Source organism: Paraburkholderia aromaticivorans, assembly GCF_002278075.1.
GTDB lineage: Bacteria > Pseudomonadota > Gammaproteobacteria > Burkholderiales > Burkholderiaceae > Paraburkholderia > Paraburkholderia aromaticivorans.
On the sequence record NZ_CP022992.1, the window covers coordinates 215,945 to 241,807 of the forward strand.

At 59.1% G+C, this 25,863-nt stretch carries 21 protein-coding genes and 2 pseudogenes; 14 read left to right on the forward strand and 9 right to left on the reverse strand.

Going from position 1 to position 25,863, the window contains the following annotated elements:
- Positions 1–142 precede the first annotated feature (142 nt).
- The 7 genes from CJU94_RS37195 (at position 143) to CJU94_RS37225 (ending at position 9,593) form a co-directional block, all read left to right on the forward strand.
- On the forward strand, positions 143–1,924 hold the full coding sequence (locus CJU94_RS37195) for a type II secretion system protein GspD (RefSeq protein ID WP_095423585.1): 1,782 nt from the start codon (positions 143–145) through the stop codon (positions 1,922–1,924).
- Positions 1,921–3,222, forward strand: coding sequence for a hypothetical protein (locus CJU94_RS37200; RefSeq protein ID WP_095423586.1), 1,302 nt, complete (start codon positions 1,921–1,923; stop codon positions 3,220–3,222). The genes CJU94_RS37195 and CJU94_RS37200 overlap by 4 nt, the downstream gene beginning before the upstream one ends.
- A gap of 4 nt (positions 3,223–3,226) precedes the next feature.
- Positions 3,227–3,808, forward strand: a complete 582-nt coding sequence (locus CJU94_RS41145; RefSeq protein WP_157763879.1) for a hypothetical protein — start codon at positions 3,227–3,229, stop codon at positions 3,806–3,808.
- A 65-nt stretch (positions 3,809–3,873) separates the two neighbouring features.
- The gene (locus tag CJU94_RS37210; RefSeq protein ID WP_244221203.1) at positions 3,874–5,727 is read left to right on the forward strand and encodes an ATPase, T2SS/T4P/T4SS family; all 1,854 of its coding nucleotides are present in this window, start codon (positions 3,874–3,876) and stop codon (positions 5,725–5,727) included.
- Positions 5,728–5,754: 27 nt separating this feature from the next.
- A complete protein-coding gene (locus tag CJU94_RS37215; RefSeq protein WP_095423589.1) occupies positions 5,755–6,906 on the forward strand; it encodes a hypothetical protein in 1,152 nt (383 codons plus the stop codon).
- Positions 6,907–7,100: 194 nt separating this feature from the next.
- Positions 7,101–7,697 carry a type 4 pilus major pilin gene (locus CJU94_RS37220; protein ID WP_244221204.1) on the forward strand — a complete coding sequence of 199 codons (597 nt, stop codon included), beginning with the start codon at positions 7,101–7,103 and terminating at the stop codon, positions 7,695–7,697.
- A gap of 213 nt (positions 7,698–7,910) precedes the next feature.
- Positions 7,911–9,593 carry a hypothetical protein gene (locus CJU94_RS37225; protein ID WP_157763880.1) on the forward strand — a complete coding sequence of 561 codons (1,683 nt, stop codon included), beginning with the start codon at positions 7,911–7,913 and terminating at the stop codon, positions 9,591–9,593.
- A 436-nt stretch (positions 9,594–10,029) separates the two neighbouring features.
- Here CJU94_RS37225 and CJU94_RS37230 read toward each other — a convergent pair whose 3' ends face one another.
- The 3 genes from CJU94_RS37230 to CJU94_RS37240 form a co-directional block, all read right to left on the reverse strand.
- Positions 10,030–10,455, reverse strand: a complete 426-nt coding sequence (locus CJU94_RS37230; protein ID WP_095423591.1) for a lytic transglycosylase domain-containing protein — start codon at positions 10,453–10,455, stop codon at positions 10,030–10,032.
- Positions 10,455–10,868 carry a hypothetical protein gene (locus tag CJU94_RS37235; protein ID WP_095423592.1) on the reverse strand — a complete coding sequence of 138 codons (414 nt, stop codon included), beginning with the start codon at positions 10,866–10,868 and terminating at the stop codon, positions 10,455–10,457. The genes CJU94_RS37230 and CJU94_RS37235 overlap by 1 nt, the downstream gene beginning before the upstream one ends.
- A gap of 501 nt (positions 10,869–11,369) precedes the next feature.
- Positions 11,370–12,425, reverse strand: coding sequence for a PRTRC system protein D (locus CJU94_RS37240; protein ID WP_095423593.1), 1,056 nt, complete (start codon positions 12,423–12,425; stop codon positions 11,370–11,372).
- Positions 12,426–13,938: 1,513 nt separating this feature from the next.
- On the opposite strand from CJU94_RS37240, the gene CJU94_RS37245 reads away from it, so the two are divergent.
- From CJU94_RS37245 to CJU94_RS37255, 3 genes are all read left to right on the forward strand, one after another.
- Positions 13,939–15,423 (forward strand): phage integrase N-terminal domain-containing protein, encoded by a 1,485-nt coding sequence (locus CJU94_RS37245; protein WP_095423594.1) that lies wholly within the window; start codon positions 13,939–13,941, stop codon positions 15,421–15,423.
- Positions 15,404–16,198 (forward strand): hypothetical protein, encoded by a 795-nt coding sequence (locus CJU94_RS37250; RefSeq protein ID WP_095423595.1) that lies wholly within the window; start codon positions 15,404–15,406, stop codon positions 16,196–16,198. Before CJU94_RS37245 ends, CJU94_RS37250 begins: the two co-directional genes overlap by 20 nt.
- Before the next feature lie 297 nt (positions 16,199–16,495).
- Positions 16,496–17,062, forward strand: a complete 567-nt coding sequence (locus tag CJU94_RS37255) for a hypothetical protein (protein WP_095423596.1) — start codon at positions 16,496–16,498, stop codon at positions 17,060–17,062.
- 42 nt (positions 17,063–17,104) lie between these two features.
- On the opposite strand, the gene CJU94_RS37260 is transcribed toward CJU94_RS37255, so the two are convergent.
- On the reverse strand, positions 17,105–18,001 hold the full coding sequence (locus tag CJU94_RS37260) for a hypothetical protein (RefSeq protein WP_244221205.1): 897 nt from the start codon (positions 17,999–18,001) through the stop codon (positions 17,105–17,107).
- A 207-nt stretch (positions 18,002–18,208) separates the two neighbouring features.
- Between CJU94_RS37260 and CJU94_RS37265 the strand changes: the two genes are divergently transcribed.
- Both CJU94_RS37265 and CJU94_RS37270 read left to right on the forward strand, forming a co-directional pair.
- Positions 18,209–18,778 carry a hypothetical protein gene (locus CJU94_RS37265; RefSeq protein ID WP_095423597.1) on the forward strand — a complete coding sequence of 190 codons (570 nt, stop codon included), beginning with the start codon at positions 18,209–18,211 and terminating at the stop codon, positions 18,776–18,778.
- Positions 18,779–18,935: 157 nt separating this feature from the next.
- Entirely contained in the window at positions 18,936–19,715 is a 780-nt protein-coding gene (locus CJU94_RS37270) for a hypothetical protein (RefSeq protein ID WP_157763881.1), read from the forward strand.
- A 143-nt stretch (positions 19,716–19,858) separates the two neighbouring features.
- Here the strand turns inward: CJU94_RS37270 and CJU94_RS37275 are convergent, their stop codons facing one another.
- From CJU94_RS37275 to CJU94_RS37285, 3 genes and pseudogenes are all read right to left on the reverse strand, one after another.
- Positions 19,859–20,221: a hypothetical protein gene (locus CJU94_RS37275; protein WP_095423599.1), complete on the reverse strand. Its 363-nt coding sequence runs from the start codon at positions 20,219–20,221 to the stop codon at positions 19,859–19,861.
- A gap of 274 nt (positions 20,222–20,495) precedes the next feature.
- Positions 20,496–21,313 (reverse strand): IS5 family transposase gene (locus tag CJU94_RS37280; protein WP_095423477.1). Its coding sequence is split into 2 segments (ribosomal slippage): positions 20,496–20,965 and positions 20,965–21,313, totalling 819 coding nucleotides; the frame shifts between segments, so codons are not numbered across the junction.
- A gap of 88 nt (positions 21,314–21,401) precedes the next feature.
- Positions 21,402–22,070 (reverse strand): annotated as a pseudogene (locus tag CJU94_RS37285) (transposase); the annotation flags it as partial.
- Positions 22,071–22,177: 107 nt separating this feature from the next.
- On the opposite strand from CJU94_RS37285, the gene CJU94_RS37290 reads away from it, so the two are divergent.
- Positions 22,178–23,206: an IS110 family RNA-guided transposase gene (locus CJU94_RS37290; protein WP_095423600.1), complete on the forward strand. Its 1,029-nt coding sequence runs from the start codon at positions 22,178–22,180 to the stop codon at positions 23,204–23,206.
- A gap of 306 nt (positions 23,207–23,512) precedes the next feature.
- Here the strand turns inward: CJU94_RS37290 and CJU94_RS37295 are convergent.
- Positions 23,513–23,731: pseudogene (locus CJU94_RS37295) on the reverse strand (transposase); the annotation flags it as partial.
- Between the two features lie 235 nt (positions 23,732–23,966).
- On the opposite strand from CJU94_RS37295, the gene CJU94_RS37300 reads away from it, so the two are divergent.
- Positions 23,967–24,338 (forward strand): YciI family protein, encoded by a 372-nt coding sequence (locus CJU94_RS37300; RefSeq protein ID WP_095423601.1) that lies wholly within the window; start codon positions 23,967–23,969, stop codon positions 24,336–24,338.
- A 366-nt stretch (positions 24,339–24,704) separates the two neighbouring features.
- Here CJU94_RS37300 and CJU94_RS37305 read toward each other — a convergent pair whose 3' ends face one another.
- Positions 24,705–25,838, reverse strand: a complete 1,134-nt coding sequence (locus tag CJU94_RS37305) for a TDT family transporter (RefSeq protein ID WP_095423602.1) — start codon at positions 25,836–25,838, stop codon at positions 24,705–24,707.
- Positions 25,839–25,863 lie beyond the last annotated feature (25 nt).

Genomic DNA, 25,863 nt, shown 5'->3' on the forward strand with positions numbered 1-25,863 from the left:
AACCCTCTGTGGCGTGTTTTACTTTCTGCTAGGAAAAGGTAAAGGTCGGGCGTCGAACCGCCACTCCCCAGCAGGAGCATCGATACCGACGTGGCCTTAATGACGCCCTGGTCGACAAGACCGACGATACCAAGGTAGACCGATGAAACGTGAGATGAAATGCCTCGTGCTTGCGCCGCTTGTAGCCGCTCTGACTCTTTCGGGATGTGTGTCGCCCACTTTGGAGAGGGAGACGAAGGGAGCAGCTGAGGACAACTCGAGGATCCAGGCGGAATCACGACAGAAACTGTTCGATCAAATCGCGAACTCGGAACAAGTGCGCGAGCGAGACGAGATGATTGATACGCCATTTCTCGCGGGGAAAGCCGTCGCGTTGAGCCGCGATGTCGTGCTTCCGCGAGCTCTGCAGAAGAATGTCAATACGGACATGATGTTCCCCGGCCGGCGTGTGTCGCTTCCGGTGGCGGCGGAGCGGATTACTTTGTCGACGGGTATCCCGGTCAAAATCGACAGCGACGTCTATCTGCCGGCGTCGGCCCTACTGCCGCGCGGCCAATCGAGTGAGGACCTCAAGACGGCCGGGGCTGGACAGGGCGCGGGCGTGGCGCCGGCGGCACCTCTGCCGACGACGGCAAAAGGAGTGCTTCCGCCGATTCCCACGACGGGGGAGGGCTTGGGTGGGTTGCAAGGATATTCTGGCTCTGCATCGATCGATACGCCGATGGACGTACAGTTCGAACCGGGCGAGATGGCATTGTCCCGCACCCTCGACCTCATCGCGACTCGCCTCGGAATCAACTGGAAGTACGACGACCAGAAGGGCGTGATCCGTTTTTACCGGATGGTCACGAAGACGTGGTTGTTGCCCATCAAACCGGGATCGATGTCCTATACGACGGCATTCAATGGGTCGACGCAGCAATCGAACAATACGAACGCGCTGAATACGCAGGCGCAGCAGCAGGACGCGCCGATCAAGAGCGAAGCGACAAACATCAGCGAGGTGAATTCGGTCAAGGCGTCGATCCAGACGATCATGACCCGCGCTGGCTCGATCTCGGCGGATCCGGCGATTGGCTCGATCACCCTCACGGACACAAAAGAGGCGGTCGACAAGGCAGAAGAAATCATCAAGTTCCAGACGCAAATTCTGTCGAAGATGGTGCTGGTGCGGCTCCAGATGATCCAGGTGCACACAACTGACACCGGTCAGGCAGCGGTAGACTGGAACGCTGTGATGACGAAGGCCCTGCAAAGCATTCCGGGATTCCAATTGTCGTCAATTTCACCCGTTTCGCTCATCGGTCAAAACGGCGTCAACAACGCGGGGCAGTTCGGACTGAGCATTACAAGTGGCGCGTTCAAGGGTACGACGGCCATCGTTCAGGCGCTTCAGGAAATCGGGCGGGTATCGACGTCCACTGAGATCCCGCTGTCGATTCAGAACCGGCATGGCATGTACTACAACGTGCGCCAGACGTTCTCGTACGTGTCCGCGACGACGCCCGCAACGTCCACTGCCGGTGGAACTGGTGGGATCCCGGGTATCACGACATCGCAGGATCAGGTCGGATTCAAACTGATGCTGTATCCGAGCGTAACCGCCCATAACTCGATCAATTTGACGGTGTCGATCGACCAGTCGACGCTGCAGTCACTACAGACCTTCACGTCGGGATCGGGATCAAACCAGCAGTCCGTCCAACTTCCGAACACAAGCGGCGAGGGTGCTACCGTCGACGCGATTGTACGCAACGGCGGAACGCTCATTTTGACGGGCTTCGAGCAAAAGACGAATCAGTTCGATCGACGCGGTCTCGCACCGAACGTTCCGTTGATCGCTGGTGGCTCCAAGACTGCAGACTCCGAGCGTGTGACCACCATCATCATTCTGTCTGCCGCTGTTCAGGACGCTGACTCATGATTATTGACGTCAACGGGAAAAAGGTTGCATTTGGACTCGCGTGGAAGCGCCTGGTTGGCGGTGGTACACCCGAGTCGATGGCGATCGCGCGGGCCCGAGAACATAAGTCGGTGCTGATCTGGACTGACGATGAAGCTCTGCAAGTCGGATTACTGCCCGCTGCGGACCTGACTGAGAAGGACGTTGGCGCGGTCAAGGTTCCGGTGTTCGCGGCGGCAAAGATCGTCTCGCGGATCCCGGGACTCAAGAAGAACGTGTTGCTGGCGTTGAACAATCCCAACAAGACCGGGACCTTCATCCTGGTTGGGATCTACAAAGGCAAACCGCGTGACAAATTCGACCTCGCCGACATCTCGGGCGAAATCCTTGAGCAAAAGGTCGCCGAGTATCGGGATCTGCTGAAGAACGAACCGTTCGATCTGATCGGGGACGTTCGCGGGATCGAAGGAATCTATTCGACGCCGATTGGGGTATTGGCCGAGCACGCGGACGAAGGCAGTGCAATGCACCGCCCCAAGGCCCAGCTACCCGTTCGGAAGGTGGGAATCGCGGTTGGCATTGTGCTCGCGTGCTTTCTAATCGCAAAAGTGGCATCCCCGGTGATTATGAAGAAATGGCGGGATTACCACGACCCCAAGCAACCCAATCCGCAAAAGCTGTACGACGACGTTATCGCGCAAGCGCGTATGACGCCGAGTCTCAAAGCAACGGACCTTGGCCCTTGGTATCAATGGTTCCGCGAGCTTCCGTGGGATGTCGGCGGATGGCGTTTAGCCGGCACCTCGTGCTCGTTCACGCCGTCGGCGGTAATGGTTTGCGCTGTCGACTACAAGCGTGCGTTGACGCAAGGTACGTATAAGACATTTGTCGCGGCGTTACCTGAGCAGTGGAAGCACGCCTATAAGTTCGATCAGGACGTCGTACACGTGCAGGCTACGTCGCCAATCGGACCTGTTGGAAAGGTTGGCCAGTTTCTCGATCAGGCGCCAACTGAAAACGCCGTGACGATGGATTTCGGTTCTCAGCTTCAGGGTTATCAGGTGGCGGGGAAGTTCACGATCACGCCATTCGGACTGTTCGGTGCAGATGGAATCGACGCAAGTGCGTTGCAGAACACATACAAAGTCGCAACTTGGACCATGGATGGACCGGCCCGCGATTTTGAACTGCTTGGACAGTTTCCACCGTATGCGTTGGTCTCGTCGATTTCCGTAGTGGTGCAGTCTGACCCGCAGTCGACAATTGACAACTCGATGTTCAAGGCAACTGTTAAGGGCCAAGTGCTGATCAGGGGATAGGAATATGAAGGTCGTGCGTGTTTTTGCGGGTTTGATTCTTTCTTTGACATGGTCTGCTGGACATGCAGCTGGCCCTTCGGTCAACGATTTGATCGAGGCGGAGGCAACGAAGACACTAAAGTCGCTTACTGAGAGCGACAAGAGTACTCCGACACCGCCCGCGCTTTCGCCGACGCAACAACAGTCGCCGGCACTGCCGCCCGCACCAATCCCTGCCGCATCTGACGCTGATGCAGGCAAGCCGAAGCATCGCGATGGACTGTTTGCTCGTTTCGGCGTTGTCCCGAATCTGTCCGGGTACTTGATGTGGAACGACGTGATCTATCAGGTCACGGTAGGCAAAAAGATTAAAGGTTATACAGTCGTCGCGATTGACGCAGACGGAGCCGATTTGCGATCGCCGAAGGGAAAGATCAAGCACTTCGAATCGTTGGTCGACGAAGGTTTCGACAACGGCAATGAGAAGACTTCCCAGCAACAAGCCCAAATGACCGGCAGTCCGGGTTTCGCGGCGTCGCCGTTGCCCCCGTCTATGCCCACCATGATGCCTGGTCCCCGAGTCGGCGGAGTCAACGGAGTTCGCTAATGCTTAGTCGCTTTCTAAACAAACCCGATTCGAACCTTCTGCAACAAGAGTCGTCGAGAGGTGAGGTGATTGACGTCGTCGCGAACGGTGGGGGTTGGGTTCCCCCTTCCTCTAAACCGACCGGTGCCGTTGTGGTGGATATTGCTGGAGACCAGCACACTCAGGGTAGGCAGGCGCGGGGAGACGAGCCGGCCCCGGTGGGTGATACGGTCGAGATCATTACAACGGTTGACGCACTTCCGCTTTTCACGCGGAAAATGTACGACGATGATCTGGTTCAGATGCCTCCCTCCATGCGGCAAAACATTTGCCCGGTGGAGGTGGTGCCTCCAAACTCGGAGGGCGGCAAGAAGCACGGCGAATACGCGATCATCCTGACCAAAGAGATGCTCAACGATGACTACGTCGATGAGCTGGTAGCGCATCTGGCCGTCAAGTGGGATCTGGTGGCGGAGGGGTACTATGTTGCGTCTGACCAGGTGCTGATTGATCTTGCGCGTGACAAGGTGATGGAGAATCGCCGTCGCAAAACACTCAGCGTGTCGTTGGAGCAGAAGAATGCAAGCGCGCTCTATCGTCAGTTCGAGTTGATGGCTGAGTTCGCGATGGCGAATGAGGTCTCGGATATTCATATCGACATGAACCGACGGCTCGCGAAGTCGCAGGTGTCGTTCCGTATTCACGGGAAGCTGGTACACCCCCCGGAGTTCTTGATTGATACGCACACGCTGTTGGACATGGTTGCGTATCTATACAACAACAAGTCGCAAAACGGGTCTCAGAACTCCTACAACGAGAATCTTCCTCAGCAGTGCCAATTGCAGTTGAGGGTAAGGGACCGCGACTTGCTGTTTCGTTGGGCTTCCGGACGTACCGCTCTGGGAAGTGTCGTTGTTCTGCGGATGCTTTACCAGGACGACATGCAGAGCATTAAAACGCTCGAGCAACTGGGGTATTTCGAGCAACAAGTCTGGATGTGGCGCAACGCGATCAGTAGGCACAAGGGGGGCATCTCGGTGGCCGGCATTGTGGGCTCGGGAAAGTCCACCACGATGCAAACCAACATGGCGAACCTTCCGGACACGATGGCGAAGTACACCGTAGAGGACCCGGTCGAGTATTTGATCCCCGGTGTGCGCCAGTTCAACGTGTCGCGGTCGCTTACTGACACTCAGGAAGACTCGTTCATTGCATGGAAGCGACAGCTGAAGCGGATGGACCCAAGCGCGGTGCTCATCGGCGAGTGCCGAGATCTTGACAGCGCATCGATGTTCAGAGACATCGTGGAATCCGGTCATTTGGGTTTCACGACTGTCCACGCGCCTTCTCACGTCGGCAGTATCGATCGCTTCTGCTCGAGCGAGCTCGGAATCCCTCGAGAGGTGATGGCAACACCAGGATTTATGAACTTGCTCGTCTATCAAGCACTGGTGCCGATCAACTGCGAGTGTTGTCGAGACTTTCCGGCCCGGCAACATGCCGAGGCGTCGTATCTGAACAGAATCGAGCGTCTTTTCGACCTTGACGTCGACGGCATCTACCTGACAAACAAGACTGGTTGCCCGAAGTGCAGCAAGCCTGGTTTGGCCGAGTTGAATGGTATAGCCGGACGGAAGGTCGTTGCGGAGATGCTCGAGTTGGACACGTACATGCTGGAAATGATTCGAGATCACAAGAACATCGATCTCATCAAGTACGTGAACCAACTTCGTGTGGCGAAATTTTCGGAGGAGGATTCAAGCGGGAAGTCGGCGATGGAAGTTGCGATGTACCGGTGCTCCCGAGGCCAAGTGTCACCGTACGAAATCGAGGAGAAGTTTGGCACCTTTGAGCAGTACGAGAACGAGCAGCGACGCTTTGGGCTCGGCAAGTTTGCAACGGGTGGTGAGCGATTCGGGACCGCAGGGAAACCTTACTGATCCGTCATTTTTTGAGGCCTCTTGTAAATGAATTCGATATTGGAGCGGTTGTCGTTCGGTCGAGCGAAAAGTGGCGACAACCCTACGGCAGGGCGCGGACTCTTTCTCGCCATATATGAGTTCAAGCAACGGCGGGGGGAGTTTTACTCAGACCTTGCCGGGCTTATGGCGGCGCAACTAGGAAAAAACATTCGTGAACTTCTTGAGCCGTACGTTGAGCGGTACGGCTCTATGCCGGAAGGGAAGCTTGCGGCGTACTGGTTGCAACGGATGGACGAAGATGTCGCGACATTCTCTGAAGCGCTCGTCGGAACAGTCCCGTCGGAAGATCTGACCGTGCTGGCCTTTGCTGAGCGAGCAGGGGATCTCAAGGTCGGCCTCGAACAGCTGTCGGAGAACATCCGCGGTATGGAGGACGCGAAGAAAGTTGCGCGGACTGTGCTCTTCGCTGCGGTGGCCGCAGTCGTGATTTTCCACATTTTCCTTGGCGTTGAGGGATTCGTATTGATGCCTCGCACGCTCAAGTCTATCGGGGGGATGATTCCGCCGGAACACTGGGGCCCGGTCGGGAAAATGTTTTATGGACTCGGGGAAGTTGTTCGCGGGTGGGGTTGGGCGCTGATCCTGCTGGAGGTGTTCGTCTTCGGGTGGGTGAAGTGGTCCTTTCCGAACTATGTCGGGCGATTCCGGCCGTGGCTAGATCGGCACTTCCTTCCGTATCAGTTTTATCGCGACTTCCGAGGTGCGGCTTTCCTTTCGTCGCTGGGTGCCGGGACCGTCAGGGTTGGCACGCAGGTCCAGACGGTGCCGGATGTGCTGGAAAAGATGGAGGCTGAAGCCTATCCGTGGCTGAAGTGGCATATCAAGCGAATTCTGAATAATTTTGAGCACGAGCCGAATTCAAAGGGCGAGGCGTTCAACACGGGAATCGTCAACGACCGGGCGTATTACCGGATCGTCGATATCGCGGAATATAGCGACATGTCCACAATGCTTTCGAAGGTCGGAGAGATCGTCAGAAAGGCTGCGCCGGCGGAGATGGAAAAGAAAGCAACCATCGTCCGGTACATCGTCGTCGTGATCGTCATCGTGATGATGCTGGGTATGTACTTCGGCACGTTCAAGATGGCGGACGAATTCAAGGCAATTATTCAGCTCAATATGATGATGCGCGGCTAACGGGCTTGCGGTTTCGTTGGGCATGAAAGATCCCCTGGATAGCGGTTGTTTCGAAGTTTCTCCTTGTGTTGTGGGGTGTTGTAATCGGGTTAACGTCCAATCTGGGCGCATGCCTTGCGTGGATGGGCGCCCATTGGGTAGTTCAGTCCGCGCAAGAGAGGGTGAATGGATACTTTTTGAGGAGCATGAGAATCGTGAAGAACCGGGAAATCAACATGGCGCAGGGCGATGCGGACACTTCGGTCTATGACCAGAAGGTGCGGAAGGATAGTCGGAGGGCCAGGGCGCAACGTGGGAGCGTGCTGATCGAGTATGGCCTTTACCTGCTCGTCGCGCTCATCGCTGTTGTCGGCCTGTACGCGTATTTCAACTCGAACAGTGTCGGCGAGCAAACCAACCAACTGGGCCAAGATCTGACGTCGCTTGCGGGTAAGGTGAAATCCTCGTATTCGGGCCAGTATGCGAACGTTACGAACGGCAACCTTGACACGGGTGGCTTCTTCAAGGGCCTGGTCTCGATGTCGGATAACGCGGGGGTCGTGACCACGGCCCCCGGCGGCGGTCAACTTACCGTCACCTCCGGCACCCTGAATGTTGCAGGGGATTCGGTGCAATACAAGGTCACGAACCTGCCGGATTCGTCCTGTCAGCCCATCCTGTCGGCAATTCAACGTGGTGCCGCGAAGATCACCATCAATGCGACGGTCATCAAATCGCCGACGGTGACCTTCAACCCGGCGAACATGACGTGCACCGGGGATGCGAACACCCTTACCTTCCTGATGAGCTGATCGGTCCGGCTCGGGGTAGGAGTATGGCAGGGCGCCCACGGGCGCCTTTTTTTATGAGAGATCTACTACTCTCGGTATTGGGAACTTCCAAGCTTGTGCGGCTTGAAATGTGATCGTTCCGCTAGCATCGTAGGCTATACTTCCTGATGGGAAATAACTCGGCGATCGCCGACGCCCGATAGCGTGAGGGCGGTCATTGTCAAGGGGGCTTCCATGGACAAGATACTGAGATTCAACAACTTCGACCGTCCCGCGGCGGCGAGGGGACGTCATGGTATGTCGCTGCGTCGGAGGAAACTCGGGCAACGCGGTTCGATGCTCATTGACACCGCGCTCGCGCTTACGGTTGCGACAATCGCTCTGACTGGACAGATGGCGCAGACGTCCGAAGCCATCGATGAGTCCATTGCGAAAGCAACGGGGCAATGGGCTGTCGAATACCAGGGGGGGCTCAACGGTTACTACAGCACAAACGGTCAGGCGATCATGGCCAACCAGGGTGTTGCCGGTGTGGCCAATCCCTATGCCCCGACTATCCCGGAGCTAATCAATCTAGGCTATTTGCCGCAGGGCTTTGGATCGAAGGCGCCGAACGGACAAGTGTTCACCTCGAACGTTACCCAGGTTTGTCCCGGGGGGAACTGTACGCTGGCTGGGTATGTTTATTCATCGACCCCATACAAGGACGGCACCGGCGCGGTACGAAATGACCTGGCCGGGATTGCCATGCAAGCCGCGGGGGCAGATGCTGGCATGACGCCCCCGGGGCAGGCTGGTCAGTTGGTCGGGACGGGCAACGGCTGGCAGACACCGATGGCAGGTGTTCAGGTTGGTACTTTGGCGATGCGCGTCGGTTCTTATTCGGCAACTGATGCGATATTGAGCCAGTTTTACATGCTTAACGGCTCGCGCGCCCTCACCGGTGCGATGAATGCAAACGGAAATAACATCAACAACGCGGCTTCAGTCTATACGCAGCACGTTGGTGTCAATGAAGGCGGGGCCGGTTCGGGTACTATCGGGTTGGCGAAGCAGGCGCTGTACGGGGACTCTAATAACATCGTCCTCCAGAGCAGCGGAACCGTGTACACGCGCAGTACGGATTGGTCGCGAGCTGCCGATCTCCAGGCACAGAATATTTACGCTTGGCAGGGTAGTGTTACTGCCGACAGCAACGTCAATGCAAACGGAACGTTGTGGTCGAACGGCGGCGTCGTTACCAACGGAAGCGTGACGTTGGCGACGAGCGGTGCACAGATCACGAACCCGGGTCGAATGCACATCAACGTTGGCGAGAATCTTTACCTGCAACCCTGGTCCGGTGGCTCGACGATCGTCGGCGGTGGCGGCGGCAGCGGTAATCTGCAGGTGACTGGTACGACGTGGATGTATGGCCCGACGGTCAACCAAGGCTATACGTACCTCAACGGTGGCGGCGTGGTGAATAGCTCGCTATCGATGGCAGCAACAGCGTGGTCAGGCTGGGGCTGTTCTGGGAACGGGATTACGACCGATCCAAACGGAAGCTTGTTGTCATGTAAATCCGGCGTGTGGCAGCAGGCGGGTTCGTCGGGCACAAACAACTACGTTTCGCTTGATATTGGCAATGGTGGGGTCTACTGGTTGCCGGCGAACACCACGCGGGTGGACGGTTATGTCTTCGTTCAGTGGACGGGCAGCAACGCGGGCGTCGCTGAGTTCATCGTCCGTGATACGTGGGGGAACATCCAGAATTACTTCTATGCCGGCGACAACGGCTGGAACGACGGCGGAAGTGGTTCTCAATGGTGGATTCCAGTTTCGATCCCGGTTGTTTCGAATTCGGCGTCGATTCAAATGGTGCAAATCAACGGCAGTAACTCGCTTCACTGGCACGTCGGAAGCTACACACAGTAATCCCTTTGCCCCGGGGGGAGTCCCCCGGGGCAAAGCGGCCATCGGTCTATCCTGACCACTTATCCCCCCCCCCAAAAAACCGGAGATCCGTTGAAGCTCGCGGAGTCTCGAAGATCTAAAACGAACTCCGGCCAACCACGAGCAACTTACGGCCGATGACACGTCTCGTCGCGAACCGCAAAATGTTGAGTGGCGATTTCAGATGTCAGCGTCACTGCGCTCAACTGGCCGTTGCATGGGCGGCGCCGGGTAATCGCTTTGGGAACCGGTTGCCAGTTGCCGGTGACTAGCCCAAAGGAGTGGTCCCGCGTCGCGCATATCTGAGCTGCCGAGCGAGGATCGTAAGCCGCCTTGCCACACGTATTTGAGCGGCTTTTCTTGTAGATGCGACAAGCTAGGGAGGGTTTGGGACTGAACCTGTGAAGAAACTGCGAGTTCAGCGAGGGGAAACCAGTCCCCACGACGCCAGAATTCCTTGGATCGCGCGGGCATATTGGTCCCGCTGTCGTGGGGTCTCTGAGTGATAAGAACCGATGGCGTCCCACGTATTGCCGTACTTGATCATTTTCTGCTTGAGATGCCAAGCGGCAACATAGATGTTGACGCACTGGTCCCTCAAGGACGACGGGCTTACTCCATACGCCTCGAGCTCCGGGAAGTGAATTGAGTTGATCTGCAATTCACCCACGTCAATTGAGCCGTTGGAGTTGCGGTGGACGGCTGTGGGGTCGCCCTTGGACTCGTACCACGCGATTGCCCGAAGAACGTTCGGGTTCACCGATTGATAAGTACCGGCGTCATCAAAGCAATCTGCCAGGGCGGGTTGTACTGTGGTCAGCAGCACGAGAGCCACCCCGGTCATCAGCCCCGTAAGCCGACGGCGGATGCGAAGGCTTGTGTGCAAAGCGAGCTCCTCGAGAGGGTGTTGGATCGGATACCGCGGCCGCGCGAGTTGTCGGAGTCCGACGGGTCGATGTCGTACTTCGAGGCAACCTTGGACAGCTTTGCGTTGAGGCTGTCGAGCGTAACCAGCAGGCGGTTGAGGCGAACCAGCAGCCACGCGAGCGCCGGCGTCAGGTTCGTGCCGGACATCGCGGCCGAGTAGGTGTCAACCACATCACCGTTTTGCTCGACCAGTCCGTTTTTCACGCCCTCCATACGCAGGAACAGGTCGTAAAGATCGGCCCGGCCGTCACCGTTGCCGCGCAGTTGAGCCGGGACGCTCCGGCGATCGAATTGCGCGTATTCGCACATGTATTGGTTGGTCACGCTCATGGTTTTCTCCTTGATTGGCCTTACAGGAGTCAATGTACCGACGTGCGTTTCTGTTTCTAGCCCTGTTGTGTTAATCGGGTAGCCACGCGAGCGCTGCTTGGGATTCGTCCACCATAAGCCCCCCAGTCGTTTCGGATGGGGAGGGGACGGCCGAGGGCGGATCGGGTTGCGGTGCAGCTGAGACTGGTACAGCGGTTTTCCGAGCATCAACGCTTTGGGGCGCGATCTGTCGCTCAGAGGATGAAGCAGGCATTTGATCCGCCGGCATCGGCGCCACCGCGACTGCATTTCGCGAATGAACCAGCTTGACGATATCTGCAACCGATTTGATCGGCCCGTGCAGGTCCTCAAGGTGAGCGCCGAGCTCGGCTAGACGAAGAAGCTCGATATTTGCATCCGAGCCTTCCTCAAGGCGTTCCATATGGCGGAGAACGGCGTGATGCGCGGGAACCGTGATCCGAAGTCGCATGGCGGAAGGAGGGCGTGCCATGGTCCAGTTCCTCAGGCTGCAGCTCGGCTGCTCGCGTCTCGCGCCGCCCAGAATTCGCCGGCGTATTGGAATCCGCGGACGTTGCTATAGACCGGATCGGCATCGGTGTGGATTTGGCTGTGCGACTTGCCCAGCTCCTTCTTGACATAGTCCGCGAAGAGATGCGCGCCGCCACCGGTGATCAGGATGTTGTCGATGTCGGAAATGTTTCCGATCGACAGCAGCATTTCGTTGATCGCGTCTTCAACGATCTGCGTCACGATCGGGCGCATTGGCGTGATGTCCACCTGTTTGCCATTGATATTCAGCGGGGCGTTGACGCGGAGAGCGTTATCGATTCGCTGCATCGTCCGCGGGTTCAGCGTGAGATCCGGAGCAATGTGTTCGGCCACGGCGCTGATGACGGCCCACACTGATTTTGGCGTTGCGCTGCAGCGGCCGGTCAGCGGGCGGGCACCTTCGGTGACGAACCAGTCGAGCGTGCCGTAGCCGGCGTCGATGACCAGGTTCGTCTGATATTGCATCGTTTCCAACAGCTTGCGCGGGACCGCGTAGTTATAGAAGGCGCCGCTCGGCTGCGGGAAGACCTTCACGCGGCGCACGTCGACCTTGAGGTTCTGGTCGGGCTTGACGGGATTCGGGACTTCGTGAACACCGGTCAGGAGGCCCTTGAGTTCGTCGGCGTAGCGATCGTAAGTCGTCAGCGGGAGACCTACGACCATGTAGTCGACTGCCTGCAGGCGCATCTTCTGAAGAGCGCCGAGAAAGAGTGCGCGATAGATGCGGGTCGTCGAGTAGGCTGCGGCGACCTCGCGCTTATAGATACCCTTCGATTCCGCGAGGGCATCGGCGCCGACGGCATAACTCTCGCCGTCGACCGCGACGACGATCCGATCGGCCTTGCTCATCAGGCCACCGGTGAAATCAGATTGAGTGGCTCGCGGGGCGAGGGAAGGGAAGAGACCGACTTGGGCGTCGCTGTCGATGTTGCGCTGGGAGGTGGTGTACTTGGTGTTGCCGTAGCCGACGTCGATGGCACGAACAATGGGCGGGGTTGCCTTGCTCATATAGGTTCTCCACAAGAAGTACGCAAAGCATATGTGCTAATCAGCTTCGTGGCAAGAAGTTTGGCCAGAAATCGGCCAGTTATCGGCCACGTGTGGACGATACATGGCCTATATCCGGCCAATAAACGGCCGGAAACGTGGATTGAGAGACAGAGGAGAGCTTGAAAAGGCGGCGGTCTGGGCCAGAAATCGGCCACTTATCGGCCAAACGTGGCCGATTATCCGACGGTTGTTTGCGACGTTGGCGAGATGATCGACGATAACGGTGCGCCGCCCTCTCGTTTTTGTGTCGGCTTGAGATCGGTAGTGAAAAGAGAGTGTCCTGTCATGTGCGTGAGACACATGAGCACGTGGCTTTCGGCGTTTTTTTGGGATAGGTAAGGGGGTAGAGAAACGATTTAATTCTTGACAGGAAGCGTTGGCCTATCTAATCTGCGAACCATCGATCGCACCACACAGTGCGTTGATCGGCAGCTGGGCCGTATCTAGCCACCGACGCCAGGCACGTACGCAGCGTCGGAACCGGACGCGCAACGCGTCCAAAAGCAGGACAGTCGAGGCATCAGCCTCGCCCGAAATCCGATGAGGATCGCTCGGGCAAAACGCAACTCGTGTATCCCTCGCGGATTCACACGGCTCGCAAATCAGCGACGCCGGGCATCGCCCCCGCTAGGACCTTTCATCTCGACAACGACTTCTGATCGCACGAAGACCTCCTGCGCGAATTGCGCCGGCTTGGTCCGGCAAGCGTCACGCATCGAGCGTGCGATCAGCGTCAACGTCAGCACTGGAAGCCTCTGGCTCAACAAAAGCTCTCGCCGCTTACATTCCGTCAGGAAGCGTACGGCGTGACTTTCTCGCAATACGGAATCGGTACACACCACCGACCCCAAATGTGTGATTGCTCCGCATGGAGCAGCCCGCCAGCCGCCTGACACACGGGCGGAATCCACTGGCACGAAGCGCGTGCGCTTCTAGTCATTCCGATGACTCCCATTCCGCTGGACGCGGCTTCGTGCGAAACGCATGGAAGCCGACCTCCTCGTTTTCGAGCGCCCGTTGAGGCGTATCGCGGGCGGGCCGGGTATCTGGCAACTTGCTCGAACCTCGTCACGGGTTCGGAGGCCGCAAGGGGAAGGAATGGGAGTAACCAGATTCGTTTGGGAAGCGCTTGGGGCGCTAACCGAGAGTCAGGAGGAAGTCGTACCTCTCAAAAACGCGACAAAGGCTCCCCGCTTAGGACACAAGCGGGGATGGCGCGACAGCGCATCTGTACGGCCGAGGGATCGGTTGTGTGGGTCCAGTAGTTTCTAACGTATGGCACTGCTACCCCCGTCGCTCCGGAAGGCGACAAGAAGCACTCCGTAGGAAAAGAAGCAGAGATCCGGTCTCAAGCCTGGAGGGATTGGAACGCCTATGTACCGATTCCTGCGGGAATGAGACCGGTTGAAGGATCGACGCGCTCACTCACCGACCGTGAGAGCACACCAAGACAACAGTCAGGAGCACACGAATGACGGACCTCTTCGACAAGAACGGTAAGGTAGCAAACGTACCCAAGCACGGTGGGCACGCTTCAATTCGTCCTGGGAACTGGAAGAAGCAACTGGCTGACATTCTCAAGCAACGGGAGAACCTGCGGACGGTTCGCGGCGACCGCCGTGCAGCCGACAAGACGCGTGAAGCCCGTGCCAATATCCTCTATCAGGGCTTCCAAGATCTGCGCATCCTCGGATATCGGTTCGACACGATTACCAGCTTCCGGCAGAAGCACATGCAGGCGCTTGTTGATAAGTGGCTCGACGAGCGCAAGGCCGCTTCGACCATACAGAACAGGATCACGACCTTCCGTATCTTCTGCAACTGGATCGGTAAGCAGGGCCTTATCGGCCCGACCGCGCAGTACGTGAAAGACCCAAAGCGGGCCAAGCGCACGCTCTCTGCTCAGACGGACAAGAGCTGGTCGGGAAACGGCGTGGACGTAGACGATAAGTTGGCCGAGATTCGGCGGGCTGACGAGCGCGCCGGGCTGATGCTGCTCGCTGGCCGGACGTGGGGGCTGCGCCGCCTAGAGATGGTCTGTATCCGTCCATATGCGACCGTAGTAGTGGGAGGCACCACGAAAATCGTCGCATTCAGCGATGTGAAGGTGTCCCGCGAGGAACTGAAGGCCGCGATCGTCGCGAGCGGATCGGGTCTTCCCATCAAGAAAGGCACGAAGGGTGGCCGGTATCGCGTGCTCCCTCTCGATACGCCGGAAAAGCTCGACGTTTTGCGCCAGCTTCAAGCCGCGGTGCAAGACCATGACGGCTTTCTCGGCTGGCCAGGTGAGTCGCTCAAGACCAATGTCCGCCGCCTTGACTATATCGCCCAGAAGTTCGGGCTGACGAAGGCCAAACTGGGCGTCACGCTCCACGGACTGCGCCACGAGGTCGCCAATAACGAGTTCGAGCACCTGTCGGGTGTGCAGAGCGCAATCCGGGGCGGCAATAGCCCGCTGCGCGGCGAAACGCGCGTGGCGGCTCAACTGGTGGCGCAGCTTCTCGGTCACTCCCGAGTGTCGATCATCAGTGCCTACTGCGGTAGCGTGGTCAACATGGGCGAAATACAGAAGAACCGCGCGATCGCGGAGCTGGATGCGCTTCAGCCGCACCTTGATGCGATCCGCGAGGCGCTCGAGCGCCACGACTTCGTCAGCCTCTACATGGTCGGTGCCCGGGCAATGGGTAAGCGTCGCCCGCAGGACGCGGCCGTTCCGTACGAGTTCATGACATTCGGGGAGGCCGGCCAACCCACGTATGCGCTGCGTGCTGAACTCGAGGCGCTGCTTTCGACGCCTGTGTACGTCCGGATCATGTCCGAGGAAGGAGATGAGGCGAGCGCGACCTACCTGAACAACATGCTTCAGGTAATCGATGGCACGAACGGCGGGACGGACCAGAGCGGCGACGATTTCGGACTGGAAGATGGAGGAATCGATGCTGCTCTTGAGTCGTGATGGGGTCGGGGAGAACGCACGGGAGGTTGCCTCCGAATGGGCGCGTGACGGCCGGAACTGGGTTTGCCGCTCGGCCGAGCATCCGGTTCGCTGGATGCTCGGTCAGGAAGCAGGCGAGGTGAAGGCCAAGCTCGTTGCGGATGGCGTTGACTACCGCCTGGTGCGCAACGGCTCGCTGCTCGATTTTCTGGCGGAAATCCTGACTGGAGCGACCAGCGGCGTATATGGCACCGCGGCTATGCCGATTCCGGTCAGCGATCGCCTGATGGGCGCAACGGCTCGGGAGTTCCGCGACGAATTCGGTGTGGACCTCCCCGGTGCGTGGGCAACGGTCATGGCTTGGTGCGACGGGTTCCAGATCGGACGTGTCGAAGTCTTCGGCACCGGCGCCGGCAGGACGGGCTACGTCTCGGTGGATGCGCCGCGCGGGATCGTGGTTGCGAATCGCGCTCTCCGGTCTTCTGTTTCCGCCCGGGTGCTCTGGCTCGGCGCGATGGTTGGTGTCTCGTTCGGGATCGATCTCGAATCCGGGGTGACGGTGGGTGTCACGGATTCTGACCGGAGTGTGTGGATCGCCACGCGCCGGCCAAGCGAAATGCTCGCGTGGCTGCTCGGCCTCGTGACAATCCGCGAGGTTGCCTTCCTCAATCCGCTGACCGAAGGCCACTGGCCTTCCCATGTGGCTGACTTACTCGCTTCCCCCGATCCTGTGCCAGCCATTCCGGAGCGGCGCTTCCCTGGTCGCGCGGGCGAGCAGGGTCGGTTTGGACTGTAGGTAACCGGCTTCACGGCGCGGGCTGGTCTGGACAGCGACGAGTGGTGGTTTGTTGCGTATCACTCGGGGGAGCGGCGCGTAAGAACTCGCTAATGAATTGTTGTTTAGCGCAATCATCCGTCTCGGAATGCCGGTCTTTGGATGGATTCACGAAGTTTTGGCCCGGAAATGCTTCTTCAGGTCCTCGATTTTGGATGTTTTCAGGTATTTCCCCGGGATTTTCGAGACTACACGCCTCGAATGCTGATCCCGGCCCTGTAGAACTGGTCACCATTTGACGTTGAGAGAGGGTGTGTGATGGGTATCGAGCAAGGCGAGGGCGCCGCCGACGTGCTGCGCGAGGTTTTCGAGGTCAGCGATGTCCGGACGCTGGATGCGTTTCGTGAGTATCAGTCCGACTGGCAGTGCTTCGTCGATCCGAAGCGGATGACGGTTGTCCGGGTTCCGCGCGAAACAATGGCGAAGATCTTGATGGGCGGGAACACGTTCCAGATGTTCCAGTCCTTTGGCGGACTGGATCTCTGCTGGCTCGAAGTGGGCATGTACGGCATGGAGTGCTGCCGGCCATTCTCCCGGTCGGAATGCGAGCAGTTGATCAAGACCATGCGGGCCTGGCTCACATCCGATCAGGCCGAGCGTGAGATGCGCGCCGTTGGCACCGACCGCCGCTATGTGCAGGGCAAGCTGGACCAGTTGGCGAAGCTGCTGGCACCGGACCCGGAGCAAGCTCCAGACCACTTCTTCAATACGTGGCTCTTCCTGACGGTTGAGCGTTTCCTCGACGACGATCGTGGACTGAACGAGATGTGCGAGCTCGCCGACGACTACGCCGACCGCTACTGGGGCGAGTGCGCTGACCACTGACGAGGAAAGCTTGACGTGTGTCGTGAATCCTGACTGGATGAGTCAGAAGTGATGGAAGAGCCGCGCTGCTTCCACGCCAGCGATCAGCCAGATCGCAAGCGGCGCGAAGGCTCCAGCGAGCGAAGCCGCGAGGAACGGAATACGTGAGGCTCCGCGCGATGACGCGGCGTATGCCCGCGCCCGGTCGATCGCTCCACTGACCATGTTGCGCACCAGTTCGTCCGGTTCCGCCTGTACATCCCAGCCGGAATACCACGCCATGTCCGAGTTGTGGATCTCACCCACGAAAAGCGATACCTCGCTCGCGCCGGCCAGCCTCGCGCGCTCGACGGCGTATTCGAGCATGTGGACGCTTCGCAACGGAATGTTGATGTACGGCTCGATGCGCGCCAGCCAGAACCAGTCCGAGTCCGGAAAGACTGGCCCGGCAAACCGGCCCGCACGCCGGCGTCGGCGGCAGTTCTCGGCGAGGTATTCGTGGGGCGCCAGGAATCCGGCGATGCGGCGGCGCTCGTCCGGCGACAGCAGGTGAAATGCTGGGGAACCGCCGATGTCCTGTAGGCGGCGCACACCGCCGGCGCCGAAGCGGTCGGTCAGCGTGCGGCCTTCGCGTCTCGCCTGCCGAACGACGCTGGCCAACTGCCAGGGCATCAGCGACACCGCGATCTGCATCATGAATGCGTCCCGTGGCGGTATTTCGAGCCAGTCGTCCATCTCCACGTCGAGACCTTCGAACAGCCGCATGAATTGGGTCTCGCCGAACCGCAGACCGGGCGCGGCCTTGATCGTCCGATTGACGAACTCCCGGTATTGCTGGTTCGTTCCGCCCCTCAGACCGTGCAGCACGCCGTATACGTGGCACCGGATGTCCCGGTACGTGAAGCTGACGGCGTCGAGATGATCGGGCATCGGCTGCTCGCCGGAGAGCAGATCGTTCACGGCCACGTACTGTCCGGCCGGAGTGCGTTGCGGAAGGTGTGGATCGCGGTGCATGGTGGAGTGCGTTTGGGGGGATTCTGGCCCGTAGGCATATATACTTCCTGACAGGAAGCTAGAGGCGCAGGATACCCGATGTGTCTGCCGGATGGGGATGCGCGAGTTTCTTCGCTGCGCAGACGATTCCGGAACCGAAACTGCGGAGATCCCATGCCGACATCACCTGACAATCCGGTCTGTAACGACAGCCTGTTCTCGCTGGCGCTCAATGCGTGCGTCGAAGCCGTTCTGATGCGGTTGCTCGTCACGGCCGGCGACCTCCATACGGAAGCGTTCGATCGGCATCGCCGCCGCGCTTGGGAATTTGCCGACCGGGCAGGCCACCTGTATGCCGACGAGCTCATGCCGTATCTGCTCGGTGGCGATTCCGAGACGGTCGAGGGCTGGGCGCAGGGCGTCGAACGCCGGCGCAAAGAGCGGCAGGACACGGAAGAATGCGCCCGGCGCCAGGCGCGCGAGGCGCTGATCCGCGCAAAGGACTGGGCCGTGTTCGGGCTTCCCGCACCGGAGCAACTACTGGTTGACCTTCAGGACGGTGAGTCGCGCCTCATCTGCGGCCATCGACTGTTTCCGGATGGGAACTGCGTGCGCTTCGCCGATCCTTTCGGTGATCACGGCTTCTTTTTCCTCGGCGATCCGCGGGACATGACGGTTGCCGATATCGAGCCCTTCCTAACGGATATGGCCCGCGGCGAGGAATGGCACGCTGGCCTCTACTGATCCACCGGGCGCGGCAGCCTTGATCTGCCGCGCTGACCCGGTATGGTCTTTCCTGAACCACGGATTCCACGGATCAACACGAAGGAGTGACATGAACGGACAGGACAACGACGAGGAACCCGACTATCAGGACGCGTTCAAGCGTGCGTGCGCGGACATGGGCGCGATCAATGCGCTACTCGGCTTCGACGATCATCCCGGTATCGATTGCATCCTCCGCGCGATCACCGATCTCTACCTGGCCCGCAGGATCAGTTCGATTCCGGAAGGGTTGACGGCCGCACTGACGCGATACGATGCCCTGATGGCATCCGTGGATGGTTGCACAGACGGCGGCTGCGTCATTCGGGCACCGAAGGGGATGCACACCAACGGCGGATGCCGGTGCACACGCGCAGAGTACAAGATGCAACGCGCAATGTATGCGGCGAAGGAACTGCGTCGCGCCGTCGCCGCGCTCTCCGAGCAGCCGGCCGCCAGCGCGAGCTCTGCCGACTTGCCGGAAGCGGTGATTCTCGCGCCGTTCATCGAGAGCGGCGCATTCGACCGGGGCGCAGGTGGCGCGGTGGAAGGCGGGAAAATCAAGGGCTCCGACTACAGGGAAGAAATCTTGTCGAGCGTGCGTAAGCTGTTCGGCGTCGTTCAGCAACCGGTGGGCGGAACGAGCGACGCGCAGGCGGCCCGAGCGATCGAGATTGCCGACCAGAGCATGATCGAGCTGCTGCTTTCCCACGCGGTGCGCTTCGATGCGCTCACCCCCGCATTTGGTCTGTCGACTGAAGACGGCACCGAAGTGGAAACGCTCGAGGAAGCCGACCCTGCGATCCAGGAGGCGTTCGAGTGGCTTCAGTCGCGGGGCATGGCCGAACTCCTGGAAGAAGCCAGCGGTGCGTGCATCCTACTGAAGGGCCACGCGCTCGAATACCTGAACGTCTGACCAGACCCGACGCACTCATCCAAGCTGCAAGGCACCACAGAATGCGCCAGGCGCAACTTTACTGGGTGCGCGCGTTTCGCGGTCGATACGCCAGTGTCAATACCGAATGCAGCTTTAACCGTTTGTGTAGATCATCCCGGTCTTCATTCAAGGGTTTCGACGACATCGAAGATGCCGTCGAACTGATGCTTCGGAAATGCCGTACGCCACGCGTGCACCTCTCGCTCAAGTTCCTCTCGCGTGGGAACGGGCTCCCGTCGCTCACAATTCTGCGCGGCGATCATCGCCCGATAGGCTTCTGCGATCGCCGGGCCGAGTCCCGGGCAATGCATCGCCGCTCCGCCCGACATGCAGATCCGCACACCTTCGATCGCGCAGCCGTGTTTCGGTGCGACCTGGACGTACCAGTCGCCATTGCCGCCGGGAAAGATGACGAGCGCGCGCTGCTCATCGTCAGGCAGATCCCGATCGTCTGTCACGTACAGGGCCTTCACGATATCGGACATGGAAACCTCTTCGGTTCGCTTTTCTACTCCGGCGAGCCTGCGTGAATCCGATTGTGCCCGCCGAAGCAGTCACGGTGGTTAGGCGCTCGCCTTAGTACTACAGCCGTAACTATTTATCGCCTATATTAGTTAGTAATACTACTTATATAGCGCGATATGAAAACACTCGTGAGTACGTGGGAACGTGAGCTGGAAGCATTGCATGAGCGTCTCGCGGTCAATTTCAGTCGTTCGGAATCGCGGGAGCGGTCCCTTTCTTATCTAAGAGACTGTTTCATAAAGGCTGTTCGGTGCGCTGAAGAGTGTTCCAGCAAATCAGGCAGCAACCGAGTTTGAGGAACGCGCCGTGAATGTCGGCACGACGCTCGAAGCGAATACGGAGTCGACGGAAGTGATGCAACCAGGCATGCGTGCGTTCAACGACCCAGCGATGTTTGCCAAGGCCGCTGCCGTGTTCGGTACGGCGCCTGGCAATCACTGGCTCGATACCGCGATTGCGCAATGCTCTTCGATGTCGCTCGGAGTCGTAACCGCGATCGGCGTAGACAACGCGCGGTCTCTGCAGTGGGTGGCCACGCAATCCGCGAATCGGCGGAATCGCGTCGATCAGCGGCAGCAATTGCGTGACGTCGTGGACGTTGGCGCCAGTCAGGATCGCGGCGAGCGGCGTGCCGTTGGCGTCGGTGACGATATGGTGCTTGGAACCGGGTCGTGCGCGATCAGTGGGGTTTGGCCCAGTTTTTGGCCCGCCCCAACAGCACGAATCGATGAAGAGTCGACAGCGGCTCGCGAGAAATCGATCTGGTCTGCCGCACGCAGCTTCGCGAGCAGCAACACGTGCAACCGGTCCCACACGCCAGCAGCTTGCCAGTCGCGAAGCCGTCGCCAACATGTCACGCCCGAGCCGCAACCCATCTCGGCGGGCAAGTCGCGCCAGCGCAGTCCGGTCTTGAGCACGAACAAGATTCCGGTCAGCGCGGCGCGATCCGATACCGGCAGACGGCCCGGGTTCTTCTTGCGTCGAGGCTTGGGTGGCGGTAGTAACGGCTTGATCAGTGTCCACAATTCGTCGTCAATGATCGGCTTGCCCATCTCCTCGGCCTCGGTTGTTCCGATGCCTGAGGTTAACAGCTCGCCGCGAAAGTTAACAGCCCCTCAGGGCCTTTATGAAACCGTCTCTAAGTTTATCAACGCCCATTTCCGTACGCGCCAGCCTGGCCATCGACGTGAGTTGGTCTCGATCAATTCCATCATTGGTGACCTGGTGCGCGACGATCAAATGGTGCTTTGCATCGACCGCTACCTGGACGTTGTAGCCGACGACTCCGGTTCCCCGAGTCTTCATCGAACGCGCGTCCGGGTCCGTGAGCGACACCTGCTTGTCCGGTGCCGCGTCGAGCTTGACTTCGACCTGTTTGAGGATTTGCATCTGCTCCTTGAGAGCCGCAATCTTGTCTTGCAGCCGTTCTGTCTTCGCCTTCGCGATCGTCGGCTCCTGACGATCGGCGGTGTCCATTTCTACCAGATAACGGCTAATGCTTGCCTCGATATCCCGCATGCGGCGTTCCAGTTTCGCGCTCGTGAAGTTGCGATCGCGATGGTTCACAGCCTTAAACTTGCTGCCGTCTATCGCAACGAGCGCCTCGGAGAACAGGTTCAGGCGTTGGCACAGCACAACGAACTGGCGACAGACGCTGCGGATCGCCTTGCCATTATCTTTGCGGAACCTCGCAATGGTCTTGAAGTCGGGCACCAGACGACCCGTGAGCCACATCAATTCGACGTTGCGCTGTGCCTCGCGCTCAAGCCGTCGACTGGATTGAATTCGGTTCAGGTAGCCGTAGATGAATGAAAGGGACTTCCCCATCCCGATGTTTCGGCGGAAGCCGCGAACCAGCATCGGCGTACCATTGTTCGGTCCCGATCGTTTAACCGCATCGACATCAGGAGAAGTTCATGACCCTTGCTACGTTAGGAATCGATCTTGCAAAGAACGTCTTTGCCGTTCATGGTGTGGACAAGGCCGGCAAAGCCGTACTGATCAAGCCACGTGTCATGCGCGATCAATTGGCGGCACTTATCGCACAACTTCCGCCTTGTCTGATCGGTATGGAAGCCTGCTCAGGCGCACACCATTGGGCACGGATGTTCCAGCAACACGGGCACACGGTAAAGCTCATGGCGTCGAAACTGGTTGCGCCGTACCGGATGTCAGGCAAGCGGGGCAAGAACGATGCCGCTGACGCGGCTGCCATCTGTGAAGCTGTCACGCGGCCTAACATGCGGTTTGTGCCCCTTAAGGACGAACACCAACAGGCGGCCCTTTGCCTGCATCGCACGCGTCAGGGTTTTATCGAAGAGCGCACAGCGACCTATAACCGTGTGCGCGGCCTTCTGTCCGAGTTCGGCATTGTGTTGCCGCAGAGCCCGGGAAAGTTGCGCAGCAACATCGCGGTCCGTATGGATGATGCCTTGCCTGGCTGGGCAAATCGCTGCATTCGAGATCTGCTCGAACACATCAATCGGCTGGAAGAGCGTCTCGGCGAGTACGATCGTGCCATTGGTGAGCTTGCGCGCCAGGATGAGCGCAGCCGCAGGCTCATGGAATTGCGCGGGATAGGGCCCACCACGGCCAGCGCATTGCTCGCCACTCTCGGCGCCGCCCTCGACTTCAGGAACGGCCGGCAGGTAGCTGCATGGCTTGGATTGACGCCTTCGCAATATAGCAGTGGTGGCAAAGCCCGGCTCGGAGGCATAACCAAGGCTGGCGACGCCTACGTACGTACGCTACTGGTAAGCGGCGCACGCGCCGTGATGGCAAATCTGCGGGATAAGCAAGACCGGCTGAGCCGGTGGATCAGGAGCCTCGTTGAGCGGCGTGGATACTGGCGCGCGGCGGTCGCTATTGCCGCCAAGAATGCGCGGATGGCGTGGGCGGTTTTGAAGTACGGTGATGCTTTCCAACTAGAACCGGTGGAAGCCTGACCAGCACTGCCGCATTCTTCAATCGGACCTTCTCCACGGCGGTCAGAACCATGAATAGATAGAAGATCACTTTGCGCTGCCAACAGTGATGTGAAGTGGGTTGGACCCGCGCGGGGAGTACCTGGAAGATCTACTGGAGTATCCGTTCCCGATAGATGAATTAGGTCCTCGCGTGCGTCTTTCATCAGGGTCCGGGCGATTGGCCCGACATGACCGTTTGTAGTATCGCAGTCCTTCACCTTCTTAAACATTGCAGGCAACGCAACAGGCAACACCAGGGACTCCATCGGACTTGTGCTGAATGGGGAAGCCCTTGTAGTAGATCTTAAGCATCACATCCGGGTGATACGCAGGTCGTCCGGTAAGCGCTGGTTCGACGCCCTCAAATCCAAGCTGATGAAGATCCAGCTCATCGACAAAGACGTCGACTACGCGGACCGGATTGGTATCCGCTACATAGTCGTCGAGCGATTCAGGAAGAAGGATTGTTTGAGTACGATTGTCGCCTTGAACGAACCGCTTCATCTCGCTCGCCTCCGCTATCGGACGAGATATTTTAGCAATTCAAAAAGGTGTTTTGACACACTCTGGGCCGACCTCTGCCTCACGCGATCCGCATGTGCAGCACGAGCCCGGCGGTGGGCACCGCGCTACCCCAAAAGCGGACAGTCTGGCGAGACCCGCTACAAACTTTTCAGAAGATTGTCGATTTTCGATCATCAGCTTCGTCGTCAGGTTATTCACACCCAAAGGATCTCCCATGAAATACCTCGGCTTGGCCTACTTCACCCCCGATAAATTCGCCGCGATGGCGCCAGACGACGTCAAGAAATTGGTGAGCCAATGCCCCGCATTGGACGACAAGATGCGGGCTACCGGCAAGGTACTGATTTCCGCATCGCTTGGCGATCTGGACAACTGGAGGACGCTCCGCCCGCGCAGTGGCAAGACGCACGTCACCGATGGGCCCTATACCGAGTCGAAGGAAGTCGTGGGCGGCCTGTTCATCATCGAGGCGGATACCCATGACGAGGCGTTGCGCATCGCCTCCATGCACCCGGCGGCCACGCTGGGCGAAGAAGGTGGATGGGTCGTCGAGCTTATCCCCGTGGATTTCTACTGGTCCCGATGAGGGCTTGGACGCGTGTCTCAATTATGCGTTGGGGCTCTGTTCTCCTCAAACACCTTCACGGCTTCGTGAGTCATCGCGACGATGCTACTTCTGGGCCGAGCGGCGACGCCTGTGATCGACCCTCTCCGGCCGTTGGAGCTAGCGCGACGTGAACGGCGGCTTCCGAGGTCCAGCGGTCATTCGTGCACGCGTGCTGCCAGTGAAGTCATCGGCCATTTCGGTCCTTCGCGTCACGTCGAAAGCTGACGCTTCCAATGCCCGCTTTCGAGCATGAGTTTATCGCCTGCCGAGTCGCGAAACTATACGGCGAGGGTATTCGATGCGGCAGCCCCCTGACCCGGGCCCCGGCCGAAAATCGATAACTAGCTAGCGCGCGGTGGCAAGGCAAGGCGCGTAGAACAGGCGACCGCGTGCCACTTCCCGCAATGTCCACGACAGCACGACGCTCCAGAGTCCGCACAGCAGGATTGCGAACAGCACGGCGGCCACGGCGAACGCCTCGAACCCTGTCACCCGATACAGGCTCAGCGTCGCCGCGGTGTAGACGCCGAGCGGGAACGTGAAGCCCCACCAGCCGAGGTTGAACGGCAAGCCTTCGCGGCGGTAGCGCAATGTGAAGAGGAGCGCGACCGCAAACCACCACACACCCGCGCCCCACAGGATCAGCGAGCCGATCAGGCCGAAGTCGCGTGCCATGGCGGCAACGTTCGCGAGTGTAGTGCCGGCAAATGCGCTGGGCGCAGCCTGGCCCAGCGTAAGCAGTCCCAACGCGGCAGTGCCGATCGGGCCGAGAGTTAGCCAGCTGGATGGGCCCAGATCACGATGCGGTAGCTTGTGAATGACCAGCCGGAGGAAGACGACGGTCAGCACCGAGAAGGCGAGCGGCACCGAAATCGCCCACAGAAGATAGCCTGCGCCGACGACGAGCTGCGCGGTTCGTTCGACCAGGTGCGGGGCAAGCGCCGCGGCACTTGACGCCGCCACTTCGGGCGCCACAATCGGCAGCAGCAGCACGGCTGTAACGCGTTCGAAGGCATGGCTTTGCTCGGTGAACATCAGGTACGGCACTCCCACCGCGACAACGACTGCCAGCAGTGCGTCACAGCACCACAACGCATACGCGAGCGAGTAGGCACCTGCGCCGAAATGCGGTCCTGCGAACAGCACGACGCCGTTGATGATCGGCGCGAGACCCATTGGCAAGGTGCCCAGGAACATCGATTGAAGCGGGTGATGCAGCAGGGGTTTGATCGTTTCTGGATAGAAGATCCAGCGCGCAGCGAACATCGCCGTGAACACCGCATAGAGCACGATGTCCACGCACCACAACGAAACGGCGAGTGCATGCTGGCCCGGAAAGCTCAGGGGCAACGCGGCGAGCACGAGCGACACGATGCCGTTACCCATTGTCATCGCGAACCAGTTCGGCGTGAACTGGCGAATCTTGTCGGAGAAGTGTTGCAAGGACGTGGCCTCGTGTGCACCAATCTGGCTGGACATGGTCATCTCCACAGCGAAACGGAAT

Bases quoted from the DNA above. Each gene is read 5' to 3' on its own strand.
- CJU94_RS41145 (WP_157763879.1), top strand. From the start codon at position 3,227: ATGAAGGTCGTGCGTGTTTTTGCGGGTTTGATTCTTTCTTTGACATGG.
- CJU94_RS37245 (WP_095423594.1), top strand. From the start codon at position 13,939: ATGACGGACCTCTTCGACAAGAACGGTAAGGTAGCAAACGTACCCAAG.
- CJU94_RS37255 (WP_095423596.1), top strand. From the start codon at position 16,496: ATGGGTATCGAGCAAGGCGAGGGCGCCGCCGACGTGCTGCGCGAGGTT.
- CJU94_RS37300 (WP_095423601.1), top strand. From the start codon at position 23,967: ATGAAATACCTCGGCTTGGCCTACTTCACCCCCGATAAATTCGCCGCG.
- CJU94_RS37250 (WP_095423595.1), top strand. From the start codon at position 15,404: ATGCTGCTCTTGAGTCGTGATGGGGTCGGGGAGAACGCACGGGAGGTT.
- CJU94_RS37275 (WP_095423599.1), bottom strand. From the start codon at position 20,221: ATGTCCGATATCGTGAAGGCCCTGTACGTGACAGACGATCGGGATCTG.
- CJU94_RS37230 (WP_095423591.1), bottom strand. From the start codon at position 10,455: ATGACCGGGGTGGCTCTCGTGCTGCTGACCACAGTACAACCCGCCCTG.
- CJU94_RS37270 (WP_157763881.1), top strand. From the start codon at position 18,936: ATGGGCGCGATCAATGCGCTACTCGGCTTCGACGATCATCCCGGTATC.
- CJU94_RS37305 (WP_095423602.1), bottom strand. From the start codon at position 25,838: ATGTCCAGCCAGATTGGTGCACACGAGGCCACGTCCTTGCAACACTTC.
- CJU94_RS37195 (WP_095423585.1), top strand. From the start codon at position 143: ATGAAACGTGAGATGAAATGCCTCGTGCTTGCGCCGCTTGTAGCCGCT.
- CJU94_RS37240 (WP_095423593.1), bottom strand. From the start codon at position 12,425: ATGAGCAAGGCAACCCCGCCCATTGTTCGTGCCATCGACGTCGGCTAC.
- CJU94_RS37265 (WP_095423597.1), top strand. From the start codon at position 18,209: ATGCCGACATCACCTGACAATCCGGTCTGTAACGACAGCCTGTTCTCG.
- CJU94_RS37290 (WP_095423600.1), top strand. From the start codon at position 22,178: ATGACCCTTGCTACGTTAGGAATCGATCTTGCAAAGAACGTCTTTGCC.
- CJU94_RS37215 (WP_095423589.1), top strand. From the start codon at position 5,755: ATGAATTCGATATTGGAGCGGTTGTCGTTCGGTCGAGCGAAAAGTGGC.
- CJU94_RS37200 (WP_095423586.1), top strand. From the start codon at position 1,921: ATGATTATTGACGTCAACGGGAAAAAGGTTGCATTTGGACTCGCGTGG.
- CJU94_RS37235 (WP_095423592.1), bottom strand. From the start codon at position 10,868: ATGAGCGTGACCAACCAATACATGTGCGAATACGCGCAATTCGATCGC.
- CJU94_RS37225 (WP_157763880.1), top strand. From the start codon at position 7,911: ATGGACAAGATACTGAGATTCAACAACTTCGACCGTCCCGCGGCGGCG.